This is a genomic window from Hominiventricola aquisgranensis, assembly GCF_040096225.1.
GTDB classification, from domain to species: domain Bacteria; phylum Bacillota; class Clostridia; order Lachnospirales; family Lachnospiraceae; genus Hominiventricola; species Hominiventricola aquisgranensis.
The window spans coordinates 61,500-79,426 of record NZ_JBBMFC010000014.1 but is presented as its reverse complement, the minus strand read 5'-3'; the positions used below and the strand labels follow the sequence as shown (position 1 = coordinate 79,426).

Below are 17,927 nucleotides of genomic sequence, written 5' to 3'. Positions count from 1 at the left end.
GCTTTATTCCTCCGTAGGTACAGCTGTCTCTTCTGCAAGCTTCTGCTTCTCATATACTTTGAAGAATGGCAGATAGATAAGTGCATCAATGGCAATCAGAGCAATTGCAAGGATGAATGCTTTCACATCCAGAGTTGCGATAAATGCTCCAAATGGAGCCGGCATGTTCCATCCGCCGTAAGCGAAGGATTTGGATACGATACCGGTAGCCATACAGATGTAAGTGATGACACCGTTGAGCGGCATAGCGACTACGAACGGGATCAACAGAGTCGGGTTGTACATGATCGGCAGACCGAAGATCAACGGCTCATTGATGTTGAAGATCGCCGGGATCAGTCCCAGTCTTCCGACGGTTCTGATCTGTTTGGATTTACTGGTTGCTGCCAGAACAGCAAGACCAAGTGTAGCACCACTTCCACCGATGGTCATGAAAGTCCACCAGAACGGCTCATTTACAATGTACGGCAGGGATACAGCAGCAGTTCCGGCAGCGAATGCAGCCATGTTTGCGCTGTAGTTGCTCATAAGGAATACATCCAGCGGTCCGGTGATAACAGAATCATGGATACCGAACCACCACAGGATCATGACAAGAACAGCCAGGAAGATGATTCCTCCAATACTGTCTACCAGTCCGAGCAGCGGGGACATGAGGATGGTCATCAGCTCCGGCAGCGGAGCACCGGTGATGCTCATGATGATCTGTCCAGATACACCGAAGATCAGGAAGATGATCACAACCGGGAGCAGGTTTCCAAGGGAATCAGCCAGTGCAGGCGGAACTCCTGCACCAGACAGATCGATGTGGCCGACTTTTTTCTCAGTCAGGGTTCTGTACAGCTCGAAGGACAGGATCGATGCAACCAGTGCAACGAACAGACCAGTTCCTCCAAGGTAATCAAAGGTCAGGCTTCCGTCCGGGTTCATAGTAGCCCAGATCAGGAAGGACATGGTAGTAACCAGGATCGGCATAGCCGGAGTCATCTTGTGATGTTTTGCCAGATTCAGACCCATTCCAAGAGCGATCCAGAATGCAAGCAGGTTCATGGTTACCATGTTGATAAAGTTAAAGGTAGGGCCGGTAAAATCAGCAAATGCCTGCCATCCCTGCATGAGGGAACGTGCAACACCAGGATCCATGGTTGTATAATCTGCAGGCGGACTGATCAGTACCAGTGCCAGTGCACCAACGGTGATAAACGGGATCATTGCAAAGAAGGAATTCTGCAGTGCAACAACATATTTATTTCTACCCAGCTTATTCGCCATTGGAGCAATGTGTTTTTCAATAAATGCTGTGAATTTTTCCATTGAAGCTTTTTCTCCTATTCTGTATTTTGTTTTTATACCAATAATAGCTGTCCTTGGGGATCCTTACAAGGTCATCGCTATCATAGTCAATGTATACGAGTCCGTATCGCTTCTTATATCCGTTGATCCAGCTGTAGACATCCATTGTGGACCACACAAAATAACCGAGGACGGTACATCCGTCTTCCATAGCACGCTCGATCCAGTCTACATAGCCTTCCAGATATGCAATACGGTACTGGTCGTGGATCTGACCATCTACCACTTCATCGTAGTTTCCCACTCCATTTTCTGTGATGATCACAGGGATCTGTGGATAAAGACGCTTCAGATCCATCAGAAGATCATAGATGGAACGTGGATTGATCTCCATACCCCAGGGGGTCTTCTCCATCTCGCTGTCTTCTCCGAGGCTGAACCAGTTTCCAATCTGGAATTTGGTCTTCTTGCCATCACCGGTGTTATTGACACCCAGATTGGTCTCCGGACCGTCTGCCGGTTCCGCAATATAACGGTTATAGGCATTGATACCAAGGTAGTCAACACATCCATCTGCAAATATGGAGGGATCTTCTTCTTTCATATAAGAAAGATCATAGCCATCCTTTTTCAGCTGATCCACAAAATCCTGAGGATAAGCACCTTTGACGCATACGTCATTGACGCAGAGGTTAAAGAACAGATCAGCCATGTGGGCTGCTTTTTTGTGTGCCTCATTGTCAGTCAGAACTGCGATTGGATAACTGTCGCTGACCAGACCAACCATTCCCGGGAGCTTTAATTCCCGGAAAACTGCAACGGCACGGGCACTTGCCAGCAGCATATGATGCATAGCTCTCCAGCGTCTGCCAAGATCCTTGACATTTGGCGGATAATTTCCAAAACCATAACAGCAGAGAGTCTCGTAGTTCGGCTCATTGATGGTGACCCAGTAATTCACTTTCTGTCCATATTCCTCAAAGCAGATCCGGGCATACTCCACGAACTGTTCTACGATATTGCGGTTTTCCCATCCACCGGCTTCGTAGATGGATTCCGGCAGATCATAGTGATAGAGGGTTACTAGCGGTTCTACATGATATTTTCGGCAGGTGTCGATGACACGGTGATAAAAGTCAATGCCTTCCTGACTCTTACGACCGGTACCATCCGGCAGGATCCGGGTCCATGCAATAGAAAAACGGTAAGCATTCTGTCCGCCTTCAGCCAGCATACGGATATCCTCTTCATAGTGATGATAAAAATCGCATGCCACATCTCCGGTCACCGGATTGACACTGTTCTTCTCACTGTGGCAGAATACATCCCAGTTAGAAAGGCCTTTGCCGCCTTCCTTCCAGCCGCCCTCGCACTGATAAGCGGCAGTAGCACTGCCCCATAAAAACTCTTTATTCATTGATAAGCTTTCCCTTCAGTTCATTCATTTCTTTATAAACAGAGATAAACTCAGAAGCCAGTCTTTCATACATCAGTGCCATGGTCAGGTGATCCTGCGCATGGACCATTAGAATGCTGTAAGCCAGATCCTTTCCGTCTGCTTCTGCGGATAAGAGATCCGTCTGTGCATCATGGGCTTCCTTCATGGATTTTTTACCTTCCTGGATCAACCGTTCGGCTTCTTCATAATCAGCTTTTTTTGCTGCGTCAATCGCCTGGAAAAAATGAGAAAAGGCATCTCCGGCGAATCCGATCAGCTGAAATGCCATCATCTGTGTTTCTTCCTTGTTCATGTTGGGTGTCACCTCCTTTTGCATTACAATAAATCAGCCAGATTGCGCTCCACAATCTGACTATTGGTTAAGTATTAAAAAATTATAAACTATTCCAGGGAAAGGGTCAAGGCATGAAGCAGAAACAGTGAGAAACTATATGGTATATTGCATAAAATGAGGACTGCTTTTTTGTGAAATATATCAATTGACGTATAAAAACATATTTGTTATGCTTTTAAAGGTTTCAAAAAGAAAATATTTTTGGATTGTTACTGGCAAAGCAGGCAAAACCAACTGAGAGAGAGCGGAAGCGTTCTTTCCGGTTGGTTTTTTTATTTTATGATGCCAGGGATTGTGGGAGTGCGTAGCACGAAGCAATCCGTAGGCATCAAAGTCGGGGGCTTTTGACCCCGACATCATTTTGTAGATGGCCACTATGAAAAATGCCTGTATGCCTGACACGGGGGAAATTTTAATGAAAATCATAAAGATCGTGAATAATAACATCGTGACTTCTCTGGATGAACAGAACAGAGAGATCATAGTTATGGGTCGCGGCCTTGGTTTTGGGAGAAAGCCAGGTATGCCCATTGAGAATGAAAAGGTGGAAAAGGTCTTCCGGCTCAATTCTGCCGGGGAAAACCAGAAGCTGGTGGATATTATCCAGGACATCCCACTGGAACATATCAAGGCGGCAGATCAGATCATTGAGTATGCCAAAAGCATGCTGGGTGAAAGGTTAAAGGAGACCATCTATCTGTCACTGATCGACCATATTGATGGTGCGATTGACAGATATAAGAATCAGATCCAGTTCACCAATCCGCTGCTCTGGGAGATCAAGCAGTATTATCCGTCTGAATTCAAGGTGGGTGTGCAGAGCTTAAGCATTTTAAGAAAAATGCTGGGGATTGAGCTTCCCGTGGATGAAGCGGCATTTATCGCTCTTCATTTTATCACGGCGGAATATGACACGAAGATGGATGTGACCTTTGATATTCCCAGACTGATCAATGATATTATCGCGATCGTGGAATCGGAGTTCTCTATTAAGATCGACAAGGAATCGATTCACTATGAACGTTTTATCACGCATCTGAAATTCTTTGCAGCCCGGGTGCTGCAGGCAAAACAAATGCCGGATGATGACGATTTTCTGTTTCGGAATATGATCCGGGATCAATACAAGAAGAGCTATGCATGTGCGCAGATGATCCGACAGCATCTGGGCGAATGTTATAAGGTGGCGATCAGTGAAGAAGAGGTAGTCTACCTGACCGTGCATATTAAACGTGTGACCATGCACGTTGATTAACAGGAGGAAAAAATGAAAGATCAGATTTTTGGAGTTTTACAGAGGGTAGGCCGTTCTTTTATGCTGCCCATCGCTGTGCTTCCGGTAGCAGGTCTGCTGCTCGGAATCGGAAGTTCTTTTACAAATGCAACTATGATCGATACGTATGGATTGCAGGCAATCCTGGGAGAGGGAACCATATTAAATATGTTCCTGACTGTACTTAGCAAAGCTGGAAGCGCATTGTTTGACAATCTGCCGATCATCTTTGCAGTAGGCTGTGCCATTGGTATGGCCAAAAAGGAAAAAGAGGTTGCAGCTCTTTCTGCTGTGATCGCTTATTTCACCATGAATGCGGCAGTCAATGCTATGCTGGTCAACAGCGGACAGATCCTGGATGATGGAAGTATCGCAGATTTTGTTCTTCAGGGAACTATCACCAGCTCTGTAGGTATCCAGACACTGCAGATGGGTGTCTTTGGAGGTATTATTGTAGGACTTGGTGTAGCGGCACTTCACAATCGGTTTTATACGATTGAACTGCCAAGTGCGCTGGCATTTTTCAGCGGCAGCCGTTTTGTTCCGATCATCAGCACGGTTGTATATGTACTGGTAGGTATCGGCATGTTCTTTGTGTGGCCGGTGGTTCAGAACGGAATCTATGCACTTGGCGGACTGGTAACAGGAACCGGTTATCTGGGAACCTTGATCTTCGGAATCATCAAACGTGCACTGATCCCATTTGGACTGCATCATGTATTTTATCTTCCGTTCTGGCAGACGGGAGTGGGCGGTTCCATGGAAGTGGCAGGAAAAATGATTGAAGGCGGACAGAACATTTTCTTTGCCCAGCTGGCAGATCCGTCTACCGTTCATTTCAGCGCAGATGCATGTCGGTATTTCTCCGGTGAGTTTATCTTTATGATCTTTGGTCTGCCGGGTGCGGCACTGGCTATGTACCAGACTGCAAAGCCGGAGAAGAAAAAACAGGCAGGCGGACTTCTGCTTTCAGCAGCACTGGCATGTATGGCAACCGGTATCACAGAGCCGCTGGAGTTTTCTTTCCTGTTTGTAGCACCTATGCTGTTTGTAGTACAGGTGATCCTGGCAGGTGCAGCGTATATGATCGCTCATATTCTGAACATTGCTGTCGGACTGACATTTTCCGGCGGACTTCTGGATCTGTTCCTGTTCGGTATCCTTCAGGGAAATGCAAAGACCAGCTGGCTTCGGATCATTCCGGTGGGAATCATTTATTTCCTGTTGTATTACGGTATCTTCAAATTCCTGATCCTCAAATTTGATCTGAAGACTCCGGGCCGGGAAGATGAGGATACAGAGACCAGACTGTACACCAAAGCAGATTACAATGCTGCAAAGGAATCCGGTGTGAAGGGAGCAGAAGTCTCTGCACTGATCACTGCAGGTCTGGGCGGAAAAGCCAATATTGAAGATGTGGACTGCTGTGCCACCAGACTTCGCTGTACCATCAAAGATCCTGAGAAAGTACAGGAAGCATTGCTCAAACAAAGCGGTTCCAGAGGTGTGATCCTGAAAGGAAAAGGAATCCAGGTTATCTATGGTCCGCAGGTAGCGGTACTGAAAACCAATCTGGAAGCATTTTTACAGACATCTGCGGCTGACCAGGTGAGCTCCCAGGTGAGCTCCGGAGAGGAGATCAAAAGCCCGATGAACGGAACGGTTATTCCACTGTCAGAAGTGCCGGACGCAGTATTTTCTTCAGAAATGCTGGGTAAAGGCTTTGGTGTGGAACCGTCGGAAGGAAAGGCTTACGCACCGGTGGACGGCGAAGTGACAACCGTCTTTGATACCAAACATGCCATTGGCCTTATGAGCAAACATGGGGTGGAACTGCTGATCCACATCGGAATGGATACGGTTAAATTAAACGGTAAAGGATTTGATGTGAAGGTAAAGACCGGCGATCAGGTGAAAGCAGGTGATCTGCTGGCAGAGTTTGATATGGATCTTATCAAAGGTGAAGGTTATCCGGTGACAACGGCAGTTGTGGTGACCAACACAGATGACTGCGAAGAGATCGGTGAAGTACGAACAGGTGCGGCTACGAAGGATACAGAAGTTCTGACAGTCAAAGCCTGACACCTTAATTTTTCTTAAGAATGGGCAAATGTGGTTTCATGGAAAAAGTTCTTGTGTATAATGATGATATTCAGAGTCGTGCAAATACGGCTCTGAGAGTTATCACGAGGAGGATCTGAACATGAAACAAAGAAAATATATGTTGCTGGCAATGCTGGCCGCAGCAGCACTGATCATGACTGCATGCAGCAATAAGAAAGCAGATGTTGATACGGCAGAAGCGCAGGAAAGTCCTGATGCATATGTTACGGAGGAAGAGACTGGCGAAGGGGATGGCATCTATATGTACAAACCAATCGCGGCAGATGCTTTTACTTATGACATTGCACAGACGGATCTGGGAGATCAGACCTTTACTCTGAAAAATGTGTCTGACCAGAGTTATTCTTATGTGAGTGCGGATATCCTGTTTTACAATGCGGATGATGAGATCATGGACTATTATCAGGGTGTGAGCTTCAGTGAAGTGATGGCAGGAGGTGAGCAGATTATGCGGATCGCTCCGGCACTGGCACCTGGAGACTATGATCATCTGGAAGTACTGTTTACCGGAATGAAAAAAGACAGCACAGCAGCAGTAGATCCGTCAGGACTGATTGTTGAAAAGCAGGCAAAGATCGCAACAGACCAGATCATTGCAAAATGTAAAAATCAGACCGGTCAGGATCTGAGTATGGCAAGCTTTCTGGTATCCTATTACAGCGGAGATCAGCTGGTCGGAACACAGACGGCGTCTATCGGCGATATCTGTGACGGACAGGAATTTGTAGTCAACGCAGGTCTTCTGTACGATGGCTGGTATGAGAATGAATTAGAGTATGATTCCTATACCATCGAGCCGATCTCAGCAGACGCGCTGGCACAGGGATAAAGAGCAGTCGATTATTTAAGAAATGGTAGAATAAAAACGCCGGGAGTGTATCTTCAAAAAGATATACTCCCGGTTTTGTATTATGTAAGAAATTTTTGAAACGATGCTGCATAACTGTTACATGATCTCATCGAATACCTGCAGCAGCTTCTGCACATTTTCTTCCGTGGTTGCCCAGCTGGTAGCCAGTCGGATCACTGTATGCATCTCATCCGGTCGTTCCCATGTGGAGAAGAGCACCTGACGTTTCAGCCGCTCTGCCTGTTCATTGGTCAGCAGCAGGAACTGCTGATTGGTCGGGGAGTCAATATAGAACGGAACTCCTCGCTCCTTCAGACCATTCTTCATCAGCTCGGACATATCGATGGCATGTCTGCCAAGCAGAAAATAGAGGTCGTCGGTAAATAAGGTATCAAACTGGATTCCCAGAAGTCGTCCCTTTGCCAGCAGAGCTCCATGCTGCTTGATATGAGTCAGAAAATGCTTTGGTGTGTTATCCTTGGTAAAGACTACGGCTTCGCCGCAGAGTGCACCTACCTTGGTTCCGCCGATGTAGAACACATCACAGCAGCTGGAGATGACGCCAAGAGTCACATCGGTGTTGTCGCTCATGAGACCATAACCCAGTCTGGCACCATCCAGATAGAGTGGAATATCATAAGCTTCGCAGATGGCGGAGATATTTTCCAGCTCAGAACGGGTATATAAGGTTCCGTACTCGGTGGGATGGGAGATATAGACCATGCCCGGAAATACCATGTGTTCGTGATCGGTGTCTTCCCAGAATCCTCGTAAGTAGCTCTCCAACTCTTCTGCGTAGATCTTGCCCTCATGCTGAGGAATGGTCAGCACTTTATGACCAGTAAATTCGATCGCTCCTGCCTCGTGGACACTTACATGACCAGTGGATGCAGCTACCACACCTTCATACGGCTGCAGCATGGCATCGATCACATTCTGGTTGGTCTGGGTTCCGCCGGTTAAGAACCACACATCCGCCTGTGGACATTCGCAGACCTTCCGAATCTTTTCCTTTGCACTCTCTGTATAGGAATCGGAACCATAGCCAGACTGCGGTTCCAGATTCGTCTCCATCAGACGCTTGAGGATCTTCTCATGTGCGCCTTACTGATAATCGTTCTGAAATGATAACATAACAACTTTCCTCCGTAAAAAACTCTTTCTCCAGTTTAGCACAGTGGGGGAGAATTGAGGGAAATTTTTTTGCTTTTTGAAGAGAAATTCATTGCTGAAGGAAATGTTGGTGAAAAAATTGACAAAGAGCTTGTTATACTCAGACCGTAATTGTATAATATACACAATAACTATATTTAACAATAGGGGGGATTTATTTGGAGGGTAAAAAACGATATCTGGCACCTGTCAGCAGTAAATCTGTTGTACAGATTATCATTGACAGATTAACGGGTGCCATTATAGAAGGGGAATTAAAGCCGGGTGATAAGATTCCAACGGAACCAGAACTTGCAGAAGAACTACAAGTGGGAAGAAACTCAGTAAGGGAAGCGATACGGATTCTGGTAGCATATGGGGTGTTGGAGATCAGAAGACCAGAGGGCACGTTTGTGTGCAACGGATTTTCCACACAGATTATTAATCCTATGATTTATCAAGTGATTCTTCAAAAGGAAGGATCATATGATGATTTGATAGGATTGCGTAAAATTATTGAAAATGGAATCATGACACTTCTAATGGAACAGAGAATGTCAGCGGAATCCTATAAAGCAATCAGTAAAAGCTGTGATAAGCTTTTGAAGGAGTTAAAAAGAGAACCGGAGGATGTAGAAAAAATCCTTGAAGCGGATATTGAGTTTCATAAAAAAGTTGCAGAGGCTACAGAGAATTCATTAGTAATGGTTGTCCATGATGTGATCATACAGTTGACCAGAGCTTCCAGAAAGAAGACGATCGAGAAAGTTATTGAAAAGGGTGATAAAGAATATCTTGAGTTTACGCATAAGAATTTGTTGGAAAAACTCAACGGTGACAATGTGAATGCATTGTATCAGGCAATCAACGACAGTTATTTTTACTGGAAAGATATTTACAAATAATAGAAAAAGTAAACACCAATGTATTGAATGGGGGCGATCATTGGTGTTTATTTTGTGCAAAAAATGCTTGATATGGTATAATGACGAGATATTGTTAATTGCATAACAAAGATATATATGAAAATTGAACAAAGTAAAACAAATAAGATAGTGTAATATATACAAAAATGATAAAGCGAATTGACAAAGCCTGGACGGTGTTGTACACTAGCATCATCAGAACATCCCATGTTGGTATGAAAGGAGAAGGGGAATGAAAAAGAGAGTGATTGGATTATTAATGGCAGCCTGTCTGGTAGTAGGGGCAACAACAGGATGTGGTGGTGGAAGCACAGCAACAGATACTTCAGCATCTTCAGCAGCAACTGATGAAGCAGACACAGAAAAAGCAGAAGTAGTAGAGGGTGATTTTGACACGGTATCGTTAAGACTCAGCTGTAATGGAACCGATCAGGCAAATGATACGAAGGCAGCAAATTTATTTGCAAAGCTGGTAAATGAAAAATCAGGTGGAAAAGTAACAGTCACAGTATTTCCGAATGATCAGTTAGCAGGTGGAAATATGTCCAAGGGACTTGAGATGCTTTGCGATGGAACTGTAGATCTGGATGTTCATTCCACCAGTATTATATCGAATCTTGATAACACTCTGATGGTAAGTACATTGCCATGGATTTTCTCAGATTATCAGGCAGCTGAGGATGCATTCTACGGAGCAGGTGGCGAGTACATTGATTCCGTACTTCAGACCAAAGGCCTGTACTACTTAGGAGCAGTTCATAACGGATTCAAAGCAATGACCAATAGCAAACATCCGATTGAGAAACCGGAAGATCTGAAAGGCCTGAAAATGAGAATCCCAGGTGGTGATTTCTTCAGCGCATTCTATACTGCATTTGGTGCATCTCCGCAGGCAATGTCCTGGTCTGAAGTATTTACTGCACTTCAGCAGGGAACGATTGATGGACATGACAACTCTTTAAGTACTATCAATTCTGCGAACGTACAGGAAGTACAGAAATACATCAGTATTTCCAAACATGCATACGAAGCATTCACCTTCATGGCAAATGCTAAGAAATTCGATACACTGACTCCGGATACACAGCAGCTTATCCGTGACTGTGTGGAGGAAGCTACCAAGACCATGAACCAGGAGATCATTGCAAATGAAGAGACTCTGGTTGACAAATTTACTAACGAGAATGGATGCGAGATCTATACCTTTACCGAAGATGATATGGCAGCATTCAAAGAAGTTGTACAGCCGCTGATCGATGAGTACAAAGGAATCTACGGCGCAGAAGCTTGTGCAGCATTCGGTGTTGAATAAGTAAGGAATCAGGAAACAACGAGACTGCAGCCTGCGGACATGCAGGCTGCAGATCAAGAGAGGAGAAGAACAGAATGAAGAAATTTTTCGCCGAGATCGAAGATAATTTCTGTGGATTGTTATTATTTGTAATGGCGATTCTGACCTGTATTAATGTGTTTGCTAGATACATTCTGCACAGCTCCATGCCATTCGTAGAGGAGTTGACCTGTGTAGGTCTGGTGATCATCAGCGTGGGTGGTGCGGCTACAGCTGCAAAGAGAGGCGCACATCTGGGATTGACATTATTTACAGATATGATGCCGAAGAAGGCTCAGATTGTTTGTCAGATCGTTGGTAACCTTCTGGGTATTGCATTTGGAGCTGTGCTGGTTTACTTTGGATTCCTGATGGCACAGCAGGAGTATGTATTAGGACAGAAAACAACAGGTATGCAGTGGCCGGAATGGCTGTATGGAATGTGGATCCCGATCTGCGGCGCAGTTCTTATCATCCGTTATCTCCAGTTGACTGCAAAAGAACTCAAAGCGATGAAGGAGGAGAACTAATATGGTAGCGTTAATCTTATTTGGCTCATTCTTCCTGTTACTCTTTCTGAACATTCCGATCGCACTGTCACTTGGAATGTCGAGTATCATCACCTTGTTATATGAAAAATTACCGTTGTCAATGGTACCGAGTAATATGTACTCATCGACAAGTAAATTCGTACTTCTTGCCATTCCGTTCTTCATCTTTGGTGGAAACATTATGGCAGAGGGCGGTATCTCTGAACGACTGATTAATTTCTGTCGAAGCCTTGTGGGACACAAGAGAAGTGGTATGGCACTGGTGTGTGTGATCGTTTCCTGTTTCTTCGCAGCAATTTCAGGATCCGGTCCTGCAACTGTAGCAGCACTTGGTATGATCATCATCCCGGCTATGGTTCAGGCAGGTTATGACAAAGCTTCCGGAACGGCCCTGATGTCTACAGCCGGAGCAATCGGAATCATTATTCCGCCTAGTATTACATTCGTTATTTACGGTTCTATCACCGGTACTTCTGTTGGATCTCTGTTTGCATCCGGTATCGTACCTGGAATCCTCATGGGAGTATTACTGGTAGTTGCCATGATGTGGGTCAGCAGAAAACGTGAGTTACAGCTTCTGCCGAAGGCAACCTGGAAAGAGAGATGGGAGTCCTTCAAAGATGCATTCTGGGGACTGATGATGCCAGTTATCATCTTAGGTGGTATTTATGGTGGTATCTTCACACCGACTGAGGCAGCAGCAGTATCTGCAATCTATGGACTTTTTGTAGGATTGTTTATCTACAAAACGATCACTTTCAAAGATGTTCCGAGAATCCTTGCAGATTCTGTATCTCAGACAGCAGTCGTTATGTTTATTGTAGGAACCGCAAGTCTGTTTGCATGGATCCTGACCGTAACCGGTCTGGCAGCACAGGCAAGTAACGTACTGATCTCCGTCAGCAGCGGTAACAAGTACATCTTCCTGTTGATCGTTAATATCATCCTGCTGATCGCCGGATGTTTTATCGATGCAAACTCCGCATGCTATATTCTGGTACCGATTCTGGTTCCGGTAGCTACAGCACTTGGAATCAATCCGATCCACCTTGGCTGTATCATGATCGTAAACATGGCAATCGGAATGGTTACACCGCCTGTAGGTGTAAACCTGTATGTTGGATGTGGTATTGCAAAGATCTCACTGAAAGAGATATCCATAGCAGTTCTCCCATTCATTGTAGCATCAATCGCGGCACTGTTACTTACAACTTATGTACCTATAATCTCAATGTTCCTGCCGAATCTGCTTGGATAGGAACTTGAAGCAAGAGAAATATTCAGATGGCCAGGAGGGGGTCCTGGCATCTGAATGGAACTCTTATCATACAAAATCAAATTTTTTTAAGCTTCAACATCCCATGTAAGTATGTTGGATGCAAAAGGAGAGGAGAAGAAATGAAAACAATCAGCGCGGCCGAATTAAAAGAAAAGGCAAAACAGCTCAGAAAGACAGCTGTAACTATGATTTATGAGGCGCAGTCAGGACATCCGGGAGGATCTTTATCTATCGCAGATATCGTGGCAGACCTTTACTTCAGAGAGATGAATGTGGATCCGAAGAACCCACGCTGGGAGGATCGTGATCGTTTTGTACTTTCTAAAGGACATGTGTGTCCGATTCAGTATTCAGCACTTGGTATCCTTGGATTCTTCCCGGAGGAAGATCTTCATACACTTCGTAAAGAAGGCTCCAAACTTCAGGGACATCCGTCCATGAACAAATGTCCAGGTATTGATATTTCTACAGGATCTCTGGGACAGGGACTCTCCTGTGCAGTCGGAATGGCATTGGCAGGTAAGAGAGATGGAAAAGATTACATGGTATATGCTGTCGTTGGTGACGGCGAGGCAGATGAAGGACAGATCTGGGAAGCAGTTATGGCTGCATACAGATATCATCTGGATAACCTGGTAATCATAATTGATAATAATGGACTGCAGATTGATGGCACAACGGATGAGATTATGCCGCAGCTTGATTTTACCAAGAAATTTGATGCATTTGGTTATGATACCTATGAGATCGATGGTCATAACATGGAAGAGATTATGGCAACCTTTGACAAGATCCACGCAGCAAAAGATGGAAAACCGAAATTCATCAATGCTCATACCGTAAAAGGTAAAGGCGTATCTTACATGGAGAATCAGTTGGCATGGCATGGCATGGCACCGAATGATGAGCAGTATGCCCTTGCAATGAAAGAACTTGAGGAGGGAATCTAGGATGGAAAAGAAATTAATCGCAACCAGAGATGGCCTTGGAGATGAGCTTGTTGAACTGGGTGGAAAAAATAAAAACATTTATGTTGTAGACGCAGATATCGGAAAATCTTGTAAGACTACCAAGTTTGCAAAGACTTTCCCGGAGCAGCATGTGAATGTTGGTATTGCTGAGCAGAACGCAGCAGGTCTTGCAGCAGGTCTTGCTACCTGCGGAAAGATTCCATTTGTTGTTACTTATGCAGTATTTGGTTCTCTTCGTATGTGTGAGCAGATCAGACAGGAGATCTGTTATCCGAAGCTGAATGTTAAGATTGCATGCTCTCATGGTGGAGTTACTCCGGCAAATGACGGTGCATCCCATCAGTGTATTGAGGACATGGGTGTTCTCAGAACTCTCCCCAACATGACGATCATTATGCCTGCAGATTACTGGTCAGCACGTCGTCTTGTTGAAGCAGCAGCTGAATTTGACGGACCGGTATACTTAAGATTTACCAGAGATGCTATTCCAGTGATTTATGATGAGAACGCAACCTTTGAAATTGGCAAAGCCAATAAGTTAAAAGAAGGAAAAGACATAGCGATTATCGCAAACGGAGATACCGTTCGTCTGGCGATTGAAGCAGCAGAGAAACTGGAAGCAGAAGGCATCCATGCAAGAGTACTTGATATGCACACCATCAAACCACTGGATGTTGATGCAGTAAAAGCATGTATCAATGACATTGGTAAGATCATTACCGTAGAAGATCATAATATCATCAATGGACTTGGCGGTGCTGTATGTGAAGTTGTTGCAGAGGCAGGCAAAGGTAAAGTAAAACGTGTAGGTATTCAGGATCAATTTGGTCAGTCTGCTCCGTATGAGAGACTTCTGGCAATCAACGGAATCACTGTTGAGAATATTGTTGAGCTTGCCAAAGGTGAGTGGTAAGGTAAAAGGAGGATCCGTAAGGTGAGAGCTGGATTTATTGAAGAGCCTGGAAAGGCATATTTTAAAGAAGTACCGGAACCGCAGATTGAGAAATCAACGGATGTAAAGATCAAAGTGGTTGTGACAGGAATCTGTGGATCAGAAGTACATGCTTATCATGGAAAACATGCGTGGAGAGTTCCGCCGCTGGTTTCCGGACATGAATTTGCAGGTATCGTTGTTGAGGTGGGATCCGATGTAACGAGCGTAAAAGTCGGTGACAGAGTTACCGCAGAGCCGCAGTATGGCTGTGGCGATTGTCCGCAGTGTCGTATTGGGAAATACAATATTTGTAAAAATAAGAAAATTCTGGGTGCTACCTACTGGAGCGGATCTTTTGGAGAGTATGTAGTAGTTCCAGAGAAAACAGTTGTACATCTGAGCGATGATGTTTCCTTTGAGGAAGGTGCTCTGATCGAGCCAATCGCAGTTGGTATGCATGCAGTTCGTGAACGTGACGTATCTATCGGACAGAATATTCTGATCATCGGAGCAGGTACGATCGGACTTGGTGTATATTTAAGTGCTAAGATTTGCAACCCAAGCAAGATCATCGTAGCCGATGTTGTAGACTATAACCTGGAAATGGCCAGAGAACTGGGATGCGAATATACCATCAATAGTATGAAAGAGAATCTGGAAGCAGAAGTTAAGAAGCTGACCAATGGTGAAGGTGTTGATATTACATTCCTTGCATTTGGTAATGCTCCGGTTGTGGAAAGCGCGTCAAAATGCACCAAAGAAGGTGGCGTGATCTCCGAGATCGCAGTTATTCCAAATGGAACTGGTTGCCCGTACAACATGATTCAGGTAAAACAGCAGTCTCTGATTGGATCAAACATGTATGTTCGTAAAGATTATGAAGTTGTAGTTGAGAACATGGCGAAAGGCCGTATCGATAGCAAGAAGATGGTCTCTAAGATCTATCCGATCGAAGAGTTTACTGCTGCTATGGAGATGGCTGATAAGCGTACCGAGCCGGTAGTCAAAGTGATGCTGAAGTTTTAAGTAACAGAAAAATAAAAAGTAAAGATAGTACCTTGATTTCCGAGGGCAAACCCTCAGGCCCTCGGAAACATATGCCATACAATTCCCATATATAGCCGTCATTTTACTTGCCAGGAACATGACGGCTATATTTAGTTAGTGGGAATTTTTATGATCTTATAGCAATGGCTTCTATTTCTTATCAGGAAAAAAGAATGCCTTTTACCGTTAAAACACACAAAATACTGAAAATAAATTTGGATAAATTGTGAATAGTAACGGAATGGTAAATGTGATATTATCAAATCAAGTTAAACGATTACGTAAATAGCAGTTTCTTCATGAAACTGCTAAGTAAGGTAAGGTAAACGTTTACCTTTGCACTGGAAAGGGACAAACGAATGGAAAAGACCTTGAAGCAACTGGCACAGGAAGCAGGCGTATCAATTGCAACAGTCTCAAAGGTTGTAAACGGAAGAGATGAACATATCAGCGAAGCGACAAGAAAACGAATCCGGGAACTAGTAGAGAGCAGCGGATATCGTCCCAATGCGATTGCAAAAGGACTGAAAGAAAAAAAGACCAATACCATCGGTTTTGTACTTCCTGACATCAGTAACCCGTTTTTCCCGGAGATTGCAAGAGGAATCGAGGATGAAGCAAAGAAATACGGATTTGCAGTTGTCTTCTGTAATACAGATAATGACGTAGTCAGAGAAGAAAGCTGTATCTCATTCCTTCGGTCGAAGATGGTAGACGGTCTTATTTTTACACAGACAACGAGAGAAAGTGTCTTTTCCAAGGAACTGATTGGAAATATACCGGTTGTAGTAGTGGACCGAGGAATTGATACCAATTCAAAAAATATTGGCAAGATCTATGTGAACTGTATGGGAGCGATTTATGATGCCACTTGCAGATTGATTAAACAGGGTTGTGAGAAAATTGCATTTATATCTGCCAATCTTGGTAAAGAGCGGGACTATCGATATGAAGGTTACGAAAAAGCATTAAAGCAATATAAGAGAACCGTCGATTCAGCCATGATTTTTAAAAATGATTATAATGAGGAGACCGGATATCAGGGAATCCAGAAAATCTGCAGAATCTGCAGGATAGATGGTCTGGTATGCGGAAATGATCTGATCGCAACAGGAGCCATACAGGCATTATCAGAAGGTGGATGGAAAATACCAGAGGATATAAAAATTGTTGGATTGGATGATGTGATGTTTGCAAAATATTTATCACCGCCATTGACAACAATTGCACAGCCAGCATATGAAATGGGTAAAGAAGCAGCAAAGATGCTGATCCGGCATATTACGAATGGGGAACCGTTATATTCAAAGGAATTGCCATATGAAATGAGAGTACGCAGTTCCGGTTAAAGGCAGGAGGGAAGGAATATGGAAAAAAAGTTTGAAACGCTGTTGAAAATTAAATACGGGTCATTAAATCCAAAGGTGAATCTGGAACCGGATTTCTTTACAGGTTTTGATCCGGCAAGAAGAAAAGAGATCGTGACAGAAGAGGCTGCATTTTATCATGGAATCACACAGCCGTATTCCAAAGATGACAAACTGGAAAAGCATTATGAATCCTTTACTGCGGAAGACGGATATGAGATACCGGTAAAAATATACCGGCCAAAGAATGCAACAGGACCATTACCGGTAGTGATGTTTTTTCATGGCGGAGGATTTATGACATGCAGTGTGGAAACCCATGATTATGTACCATCCTATCTGGCAGCAGAAGCAGGAGTGGTAGCAATCAATGTGGAATACAGACTTGCACCGGAATATAAGTTTCCGCGGGGACTGGAAGATTGTTATCTGGCATGCAAATGGGCAATTGAACATAAGGAACAGCTTGGAATAGTAGAGAATCGGTTGTTTGTATGTGGAGACAGCAGCGGCGGCAACTTTGCAGCGGCAATGGCACTGATGGCGAGAGACCGGAAGGAATTCGAGGTATACGGACAGATTCTGATCTATCCGGTAACGGATGCAGCAGAGGCAGTTCAGAAGAAATCACTGGAAGTATATGGCTCTGTATGCGGAACAGAAGAACATCCGACGCCAGTTCTGACTTCCTATTTTGAAGATATCAAAGCAGACGCAGGTAAACCATATGCATCACCGCTTCTTGCAGATGATCTGGAGGGGCTTCCGAAAGCACTGTTTATTCAGGCAGAATGCGATGGACTTGTGGATGACGGACTGATGTATGCAAAACGGTTAAAGGATGCAGGAGTACCGGTGGAGTGTAAAGTCTATGAAGGCATGCCTCATGCATTTATTTTAAGAACCTATTCAGAAACATTTGAAGCGCTAGATCAGATCTGTGCGTTTCTGAAGAAGTAAAAGCTTTAGGTAACTGGTATATGATACGGATGGAACTGTCATATACTAAAATATAGTATCAAACAAAAAAATTGGGA

The 17,927-nt window shown here is 44.4% G+C and carries 16 protein-coding genes; 12 read left to right on the top strand and 4 right to left on the bottom strand.

Annotated elements, in window-relative coordinates; genetic code table 11:
• Positions 1-3: 3 nt before the first annotated feature.
• The 3 genes from WMO62_RS09230 to WMO62_RS09220 are packed head-to-tail and all read right to left on the bottom strand — an operon-like array spanning position 4 to position 3,044.
• A complete protein-coding gene (locus WMO62_RS09230) occupies positions 4-1,314 on the bottom strand; it encodes a PTS sugar transporter subunit IIC (protein ID WP_349144498.1) in 1,311 nt (436 codons plus the stop codon).
• The gene (locus WMO62_RS09225) at positions 1,289-2,710 is read right to left on the bottom strand and encodes a glycoside hydrolase family 1 protein (protein WP_349144497.1); all 1,422 of its coding nucleotides are present in this window, start codon (positions 2,708-2,710) and stop codon (positions 1,289-1,291) included. The genes WMO62_RS09230 and WMO62_RS09225 overlap by 26 nt, the downstream gene beginning before the upstream one ends.
• Positions 2,703-3,044 (bottom strand): PTS lactose/cellobiose transporter subunit IIA, encoded by a 342-nt coding sequence (locus WMO62_RS09220; RefSeq protein ID WP_117499932.1) that lies wholly within the window; start codon positions 3,042-3,044, stop codon positions 2,703-2,705. The genes WMO62_RS09225 and WMO62_RS09220 overlap by 8 nt, the downstream gene beginning before the upstream one ends.
• Positions 3,045-3,501: 457 nt before the next feature.
• Here WMO62_RS09220 and licT point away from each other — a divergent pair, with 457 nt between their 5' ends.
• The 3 genes from licT to WMO62_RS09205 all read left to right on the top strand — a co-directional run bounded on the left by licT (position 3,502) and on the right by WMO62_RS09205 (position 7,312).
• The gene (gene licT, locus WMO62_RS09215) at positions 3,502-4,341 is read left to right on the top strand and encodes a BglG family transcription antiterminator LicT (protein WP_349144496.1); all 840 of its coding nucleotides are present in this window, start codon (positions 3,502-3,504) and stop codon (positions 4,339-4,341) included.
• Positions 4,342-4,353: 12 nt separating this feature from the next.
• Positions 4,354-6,441 carry a PTS sugar transporter subunit IIABC gene (locus WMO62_RS09210; protein ID WP_349144495.1) on the top strand — a complete coding sequence of 696 codons (2,088 nt, stop codon included), beginning with the start codon at positions 4,354-4,356 and terminating at the stop codon, positions 6,439-6,441.
• 121 nt (positions 6,442-6,562) lie between these two features.
• Entirely contained in the window at positions 6,563-7,312 is a 750-nt protein-coding gene (locus tag WMO62_RS09205; protein ID WP_349144494.1) for a hypothetical protein, read from the top strand.
• Between the two features lie 117 nt (positions 7,313-7,429).
• Here the strand turns inward: WMO62_RS09205 and WMO62_RS09200 are convergent, their stop codons facing one another.
• On the bottom strand, positions 7,430-8,407 hold the full coding sequence (locus tag WMO62_RS09200; protein WP_349144493.1) for a threonine aldolase family protein: 978 nt from the start codon (positions 8,405-8,407) through the stop codon (positions 7,430-7,432).
• Positions 8,408-8,664: 257 nt separating this feature from the next.
• Between WMO62_RS09200 and WMO62_RS09195 the strand changes: the two genes are divergently transcribed.
• The 9 genes from WMO62_RS09195 to WMO62_RS09155 all read left to right on the top strand — a co-directional run bounded on the left by WMO62_RS09195 (position 8,665) and on the right by WMO62_RS09155 (position 17,850).
• Complete coding sequence (locus WMO62_RS09195) at positions 8,665-9,390, top strand: FadR/GntR family transcriptional regulator (protein WP_117499937.1); 726 nt, start codon at positions 8,665-8,667, stop codon at positions 9,388-9,390.
• Positions 9,391-9,643: 253 nt separating this feature from the next.
• On the top strand, positions 9,644-10,723 hold the full coding sequence (locus tag WMO62_RS09190; RefSeq protein ID WP_117499938.1) for a DctP family TRAP transporter solute-binding subunit: 1,080 nt from the start codon (positions 9,644-9,646) through the stop codon (positions 10,721-10,723).
• Between the two features lie 74 nt (positions 10,724-10,797).
• Positions 10,798-11,271: a TRAP transporter small permease gene (locus tag WMO62_RS09185; protein ID WP_117499939.1), complete on the top strand. Its 474-nt coding sequence runs from the start codon at positions 10,798-10,800 to the stop codon at positions 11,269-11,271.
• Position 11,272: 1 nt separating this feature from the next.
• Positions 11,273-12,550 (top strand): TRAP transporter large permease, encoded by a 1,278-nt coding sequence (locus tag WMO62_RS09180; protein WP_117499940.1) that lies wholly within the window; start codon positions 11,273-11,275, stop codon positions 12,548-12,550.
• A gap of 140 nt (positions 12,551-12,690) precedes the next feature.
• Positions 12,691-13,521 (top strand): transketolase, encoded by an 831-nt coding sequence (locus WMO62_RS09175; RefSeq protein WP_349144492.1) that lies wholly within the window; start codon positions 12,691-12,693, stop codon positions 13,519-13,521.
• 1 nt (position 13,522) lies between these two features.
• Positions 13,523-14,455 carry a transketolase family protein gene (locus tag WMO62_RS09170; RefSeq protein ID WP_117499942.1) on the top strand — a complete coding sequence of 311 codons (933 nt, stop codon included), beginning with the start codon at positions 13,523-13,525 and terminating at the stop codon, positions 14,453-14,455.
• A gap of 21 nt (positions 14,456-14,476) precedes the next feature.
• Positions 14,477-15,502: a zinc-dependent alcohol dehydrogenase gene (locus WMO62_RS09165; RefSeq protein ID WP_118627532.1), complete on the top strand. Its 1,026-nt coding sequence runs from the start codon at positions 14,477-14,479 to the stop codon at positions 15,500-15,502.
• A 380-nt stretch (positions 15,503-15,882) separates the two neighbouring features.
• Positions 15,883-16,872, top strand: coding sequence for a LacI family DNA-binding transcriptional regulator (locus WMO62_RS09160; protein WP_349144491.1), 990 nt, complete (start codon positions 15,883-15,885; stop codon positions 16,870-16,872).
• A gap of 18 nt (positions 16,873-16,890) precedes the next feature.
• A complete protein-coding gene (locus WMO62_RS09155) occupies positions 16,891-17,850 on the top strand; it encodes an alpha/beta hydrolase (protein ID WP_349144490.1) in 960 nt (319 codons plus the stop codon).
• The last annotated feature ends 77 nt before the right edge of the window (positions 17,851-17,927 follow it).

Coding starts and splice junctions, on each gene's coding strand:
- WMO62_RS09220 (WP_117499932.1), bottom strand. CDS start 3,044: ATGAACAAGGAAGAAACACAGATGATGGCATTTCAGCTGATCGGATTC.
- WMO62_RS09170 (WP_117499942.1), top strand. CDS start 13,523: ATGGAAAAGAAATTAATCGCAACCAGAGATGGCCTTGGAGATGAGCTT.
- WMO62_RS09185 (WP_117499939.1), top strand. CDS start 10,798: ATGAAGAAATTTTTCGCCGAGATCGAAGATAATTTCTGTGGATTGTTA.
- licT (WP_349144496.1), top strand. CDS start 3,502: ATGAAAATCATAAAGATCGTGAATAATAACATCGTGACTTCTCTGGAT.
- WMO62_RS09200 (WP_349144493.1), bottom strand. CDS start 8,407: ATGGAGACGAATCTGGAACCGCAGTCTGGCTATGGTTCCGATTCCTAT.
- WMO62_RS09160 (WP_349144491.1), top strand. CDS start 15,883: ATGGAAAAGACCTTGAAGCAACTGGCACAGGAAGCAGGCGTATCAATT.
- WMO62_RS09155 (WP_349144490.1), top strand. CDS start 16,891: ATGGAAAAAAAGTTTGAAACGCTGTTGAAAATTAAATACGGGTCATTA.
- WMO62_RS09190 (WP_117499938.1), top strand. CDS start 9,644: ATGAAAAAGAGAGTGATTGGATTATTAATGGCAGCCTGTCTGGTAGTA.
- WMO62_RS09210 (WP_349144495.1), top strand. CDS start 4,354: ATGAAAGATCAGATTTTTGGAGTTTTACAGAGGGTAGGCCGTTCTTTT.
- WMO62_RS09205 (WP_349144494.1), top strand. CDS start 6,563: ATGAAACAAAGAAAATATATGTTGCTGGCAATGCTGGCCGCAGCAGCA.
- WMO62_RS09175 (WP_349144492.1), top strand. CDS start 12,691: ATGAAAACAATCAGCGCGGCCGAATTAAAAGAAAAGGCAAAACAGCTC.
- WMO62_RS09180 (WP_117499940.1), top strand. CDS start 11,273: ATGGTAGCGTTAATCTTATTTGGCTCATTCTTCCTGTTACTCTTTCTG.
- WMO62_RS09230 (WP_349144498.1), bottom strand. CDS start 1,314: ATGGAAAAATTCACAGCATTTATTGAAAAACACATTGCTCCAATGGCG.
- WMO62_RS09225 (WP_349144497.1), bottom strand. CDS start 2,710: ATGAATAAAGAGTTTTTATGGGGCAGTGCTACTGCCGCTTATCAGTGC.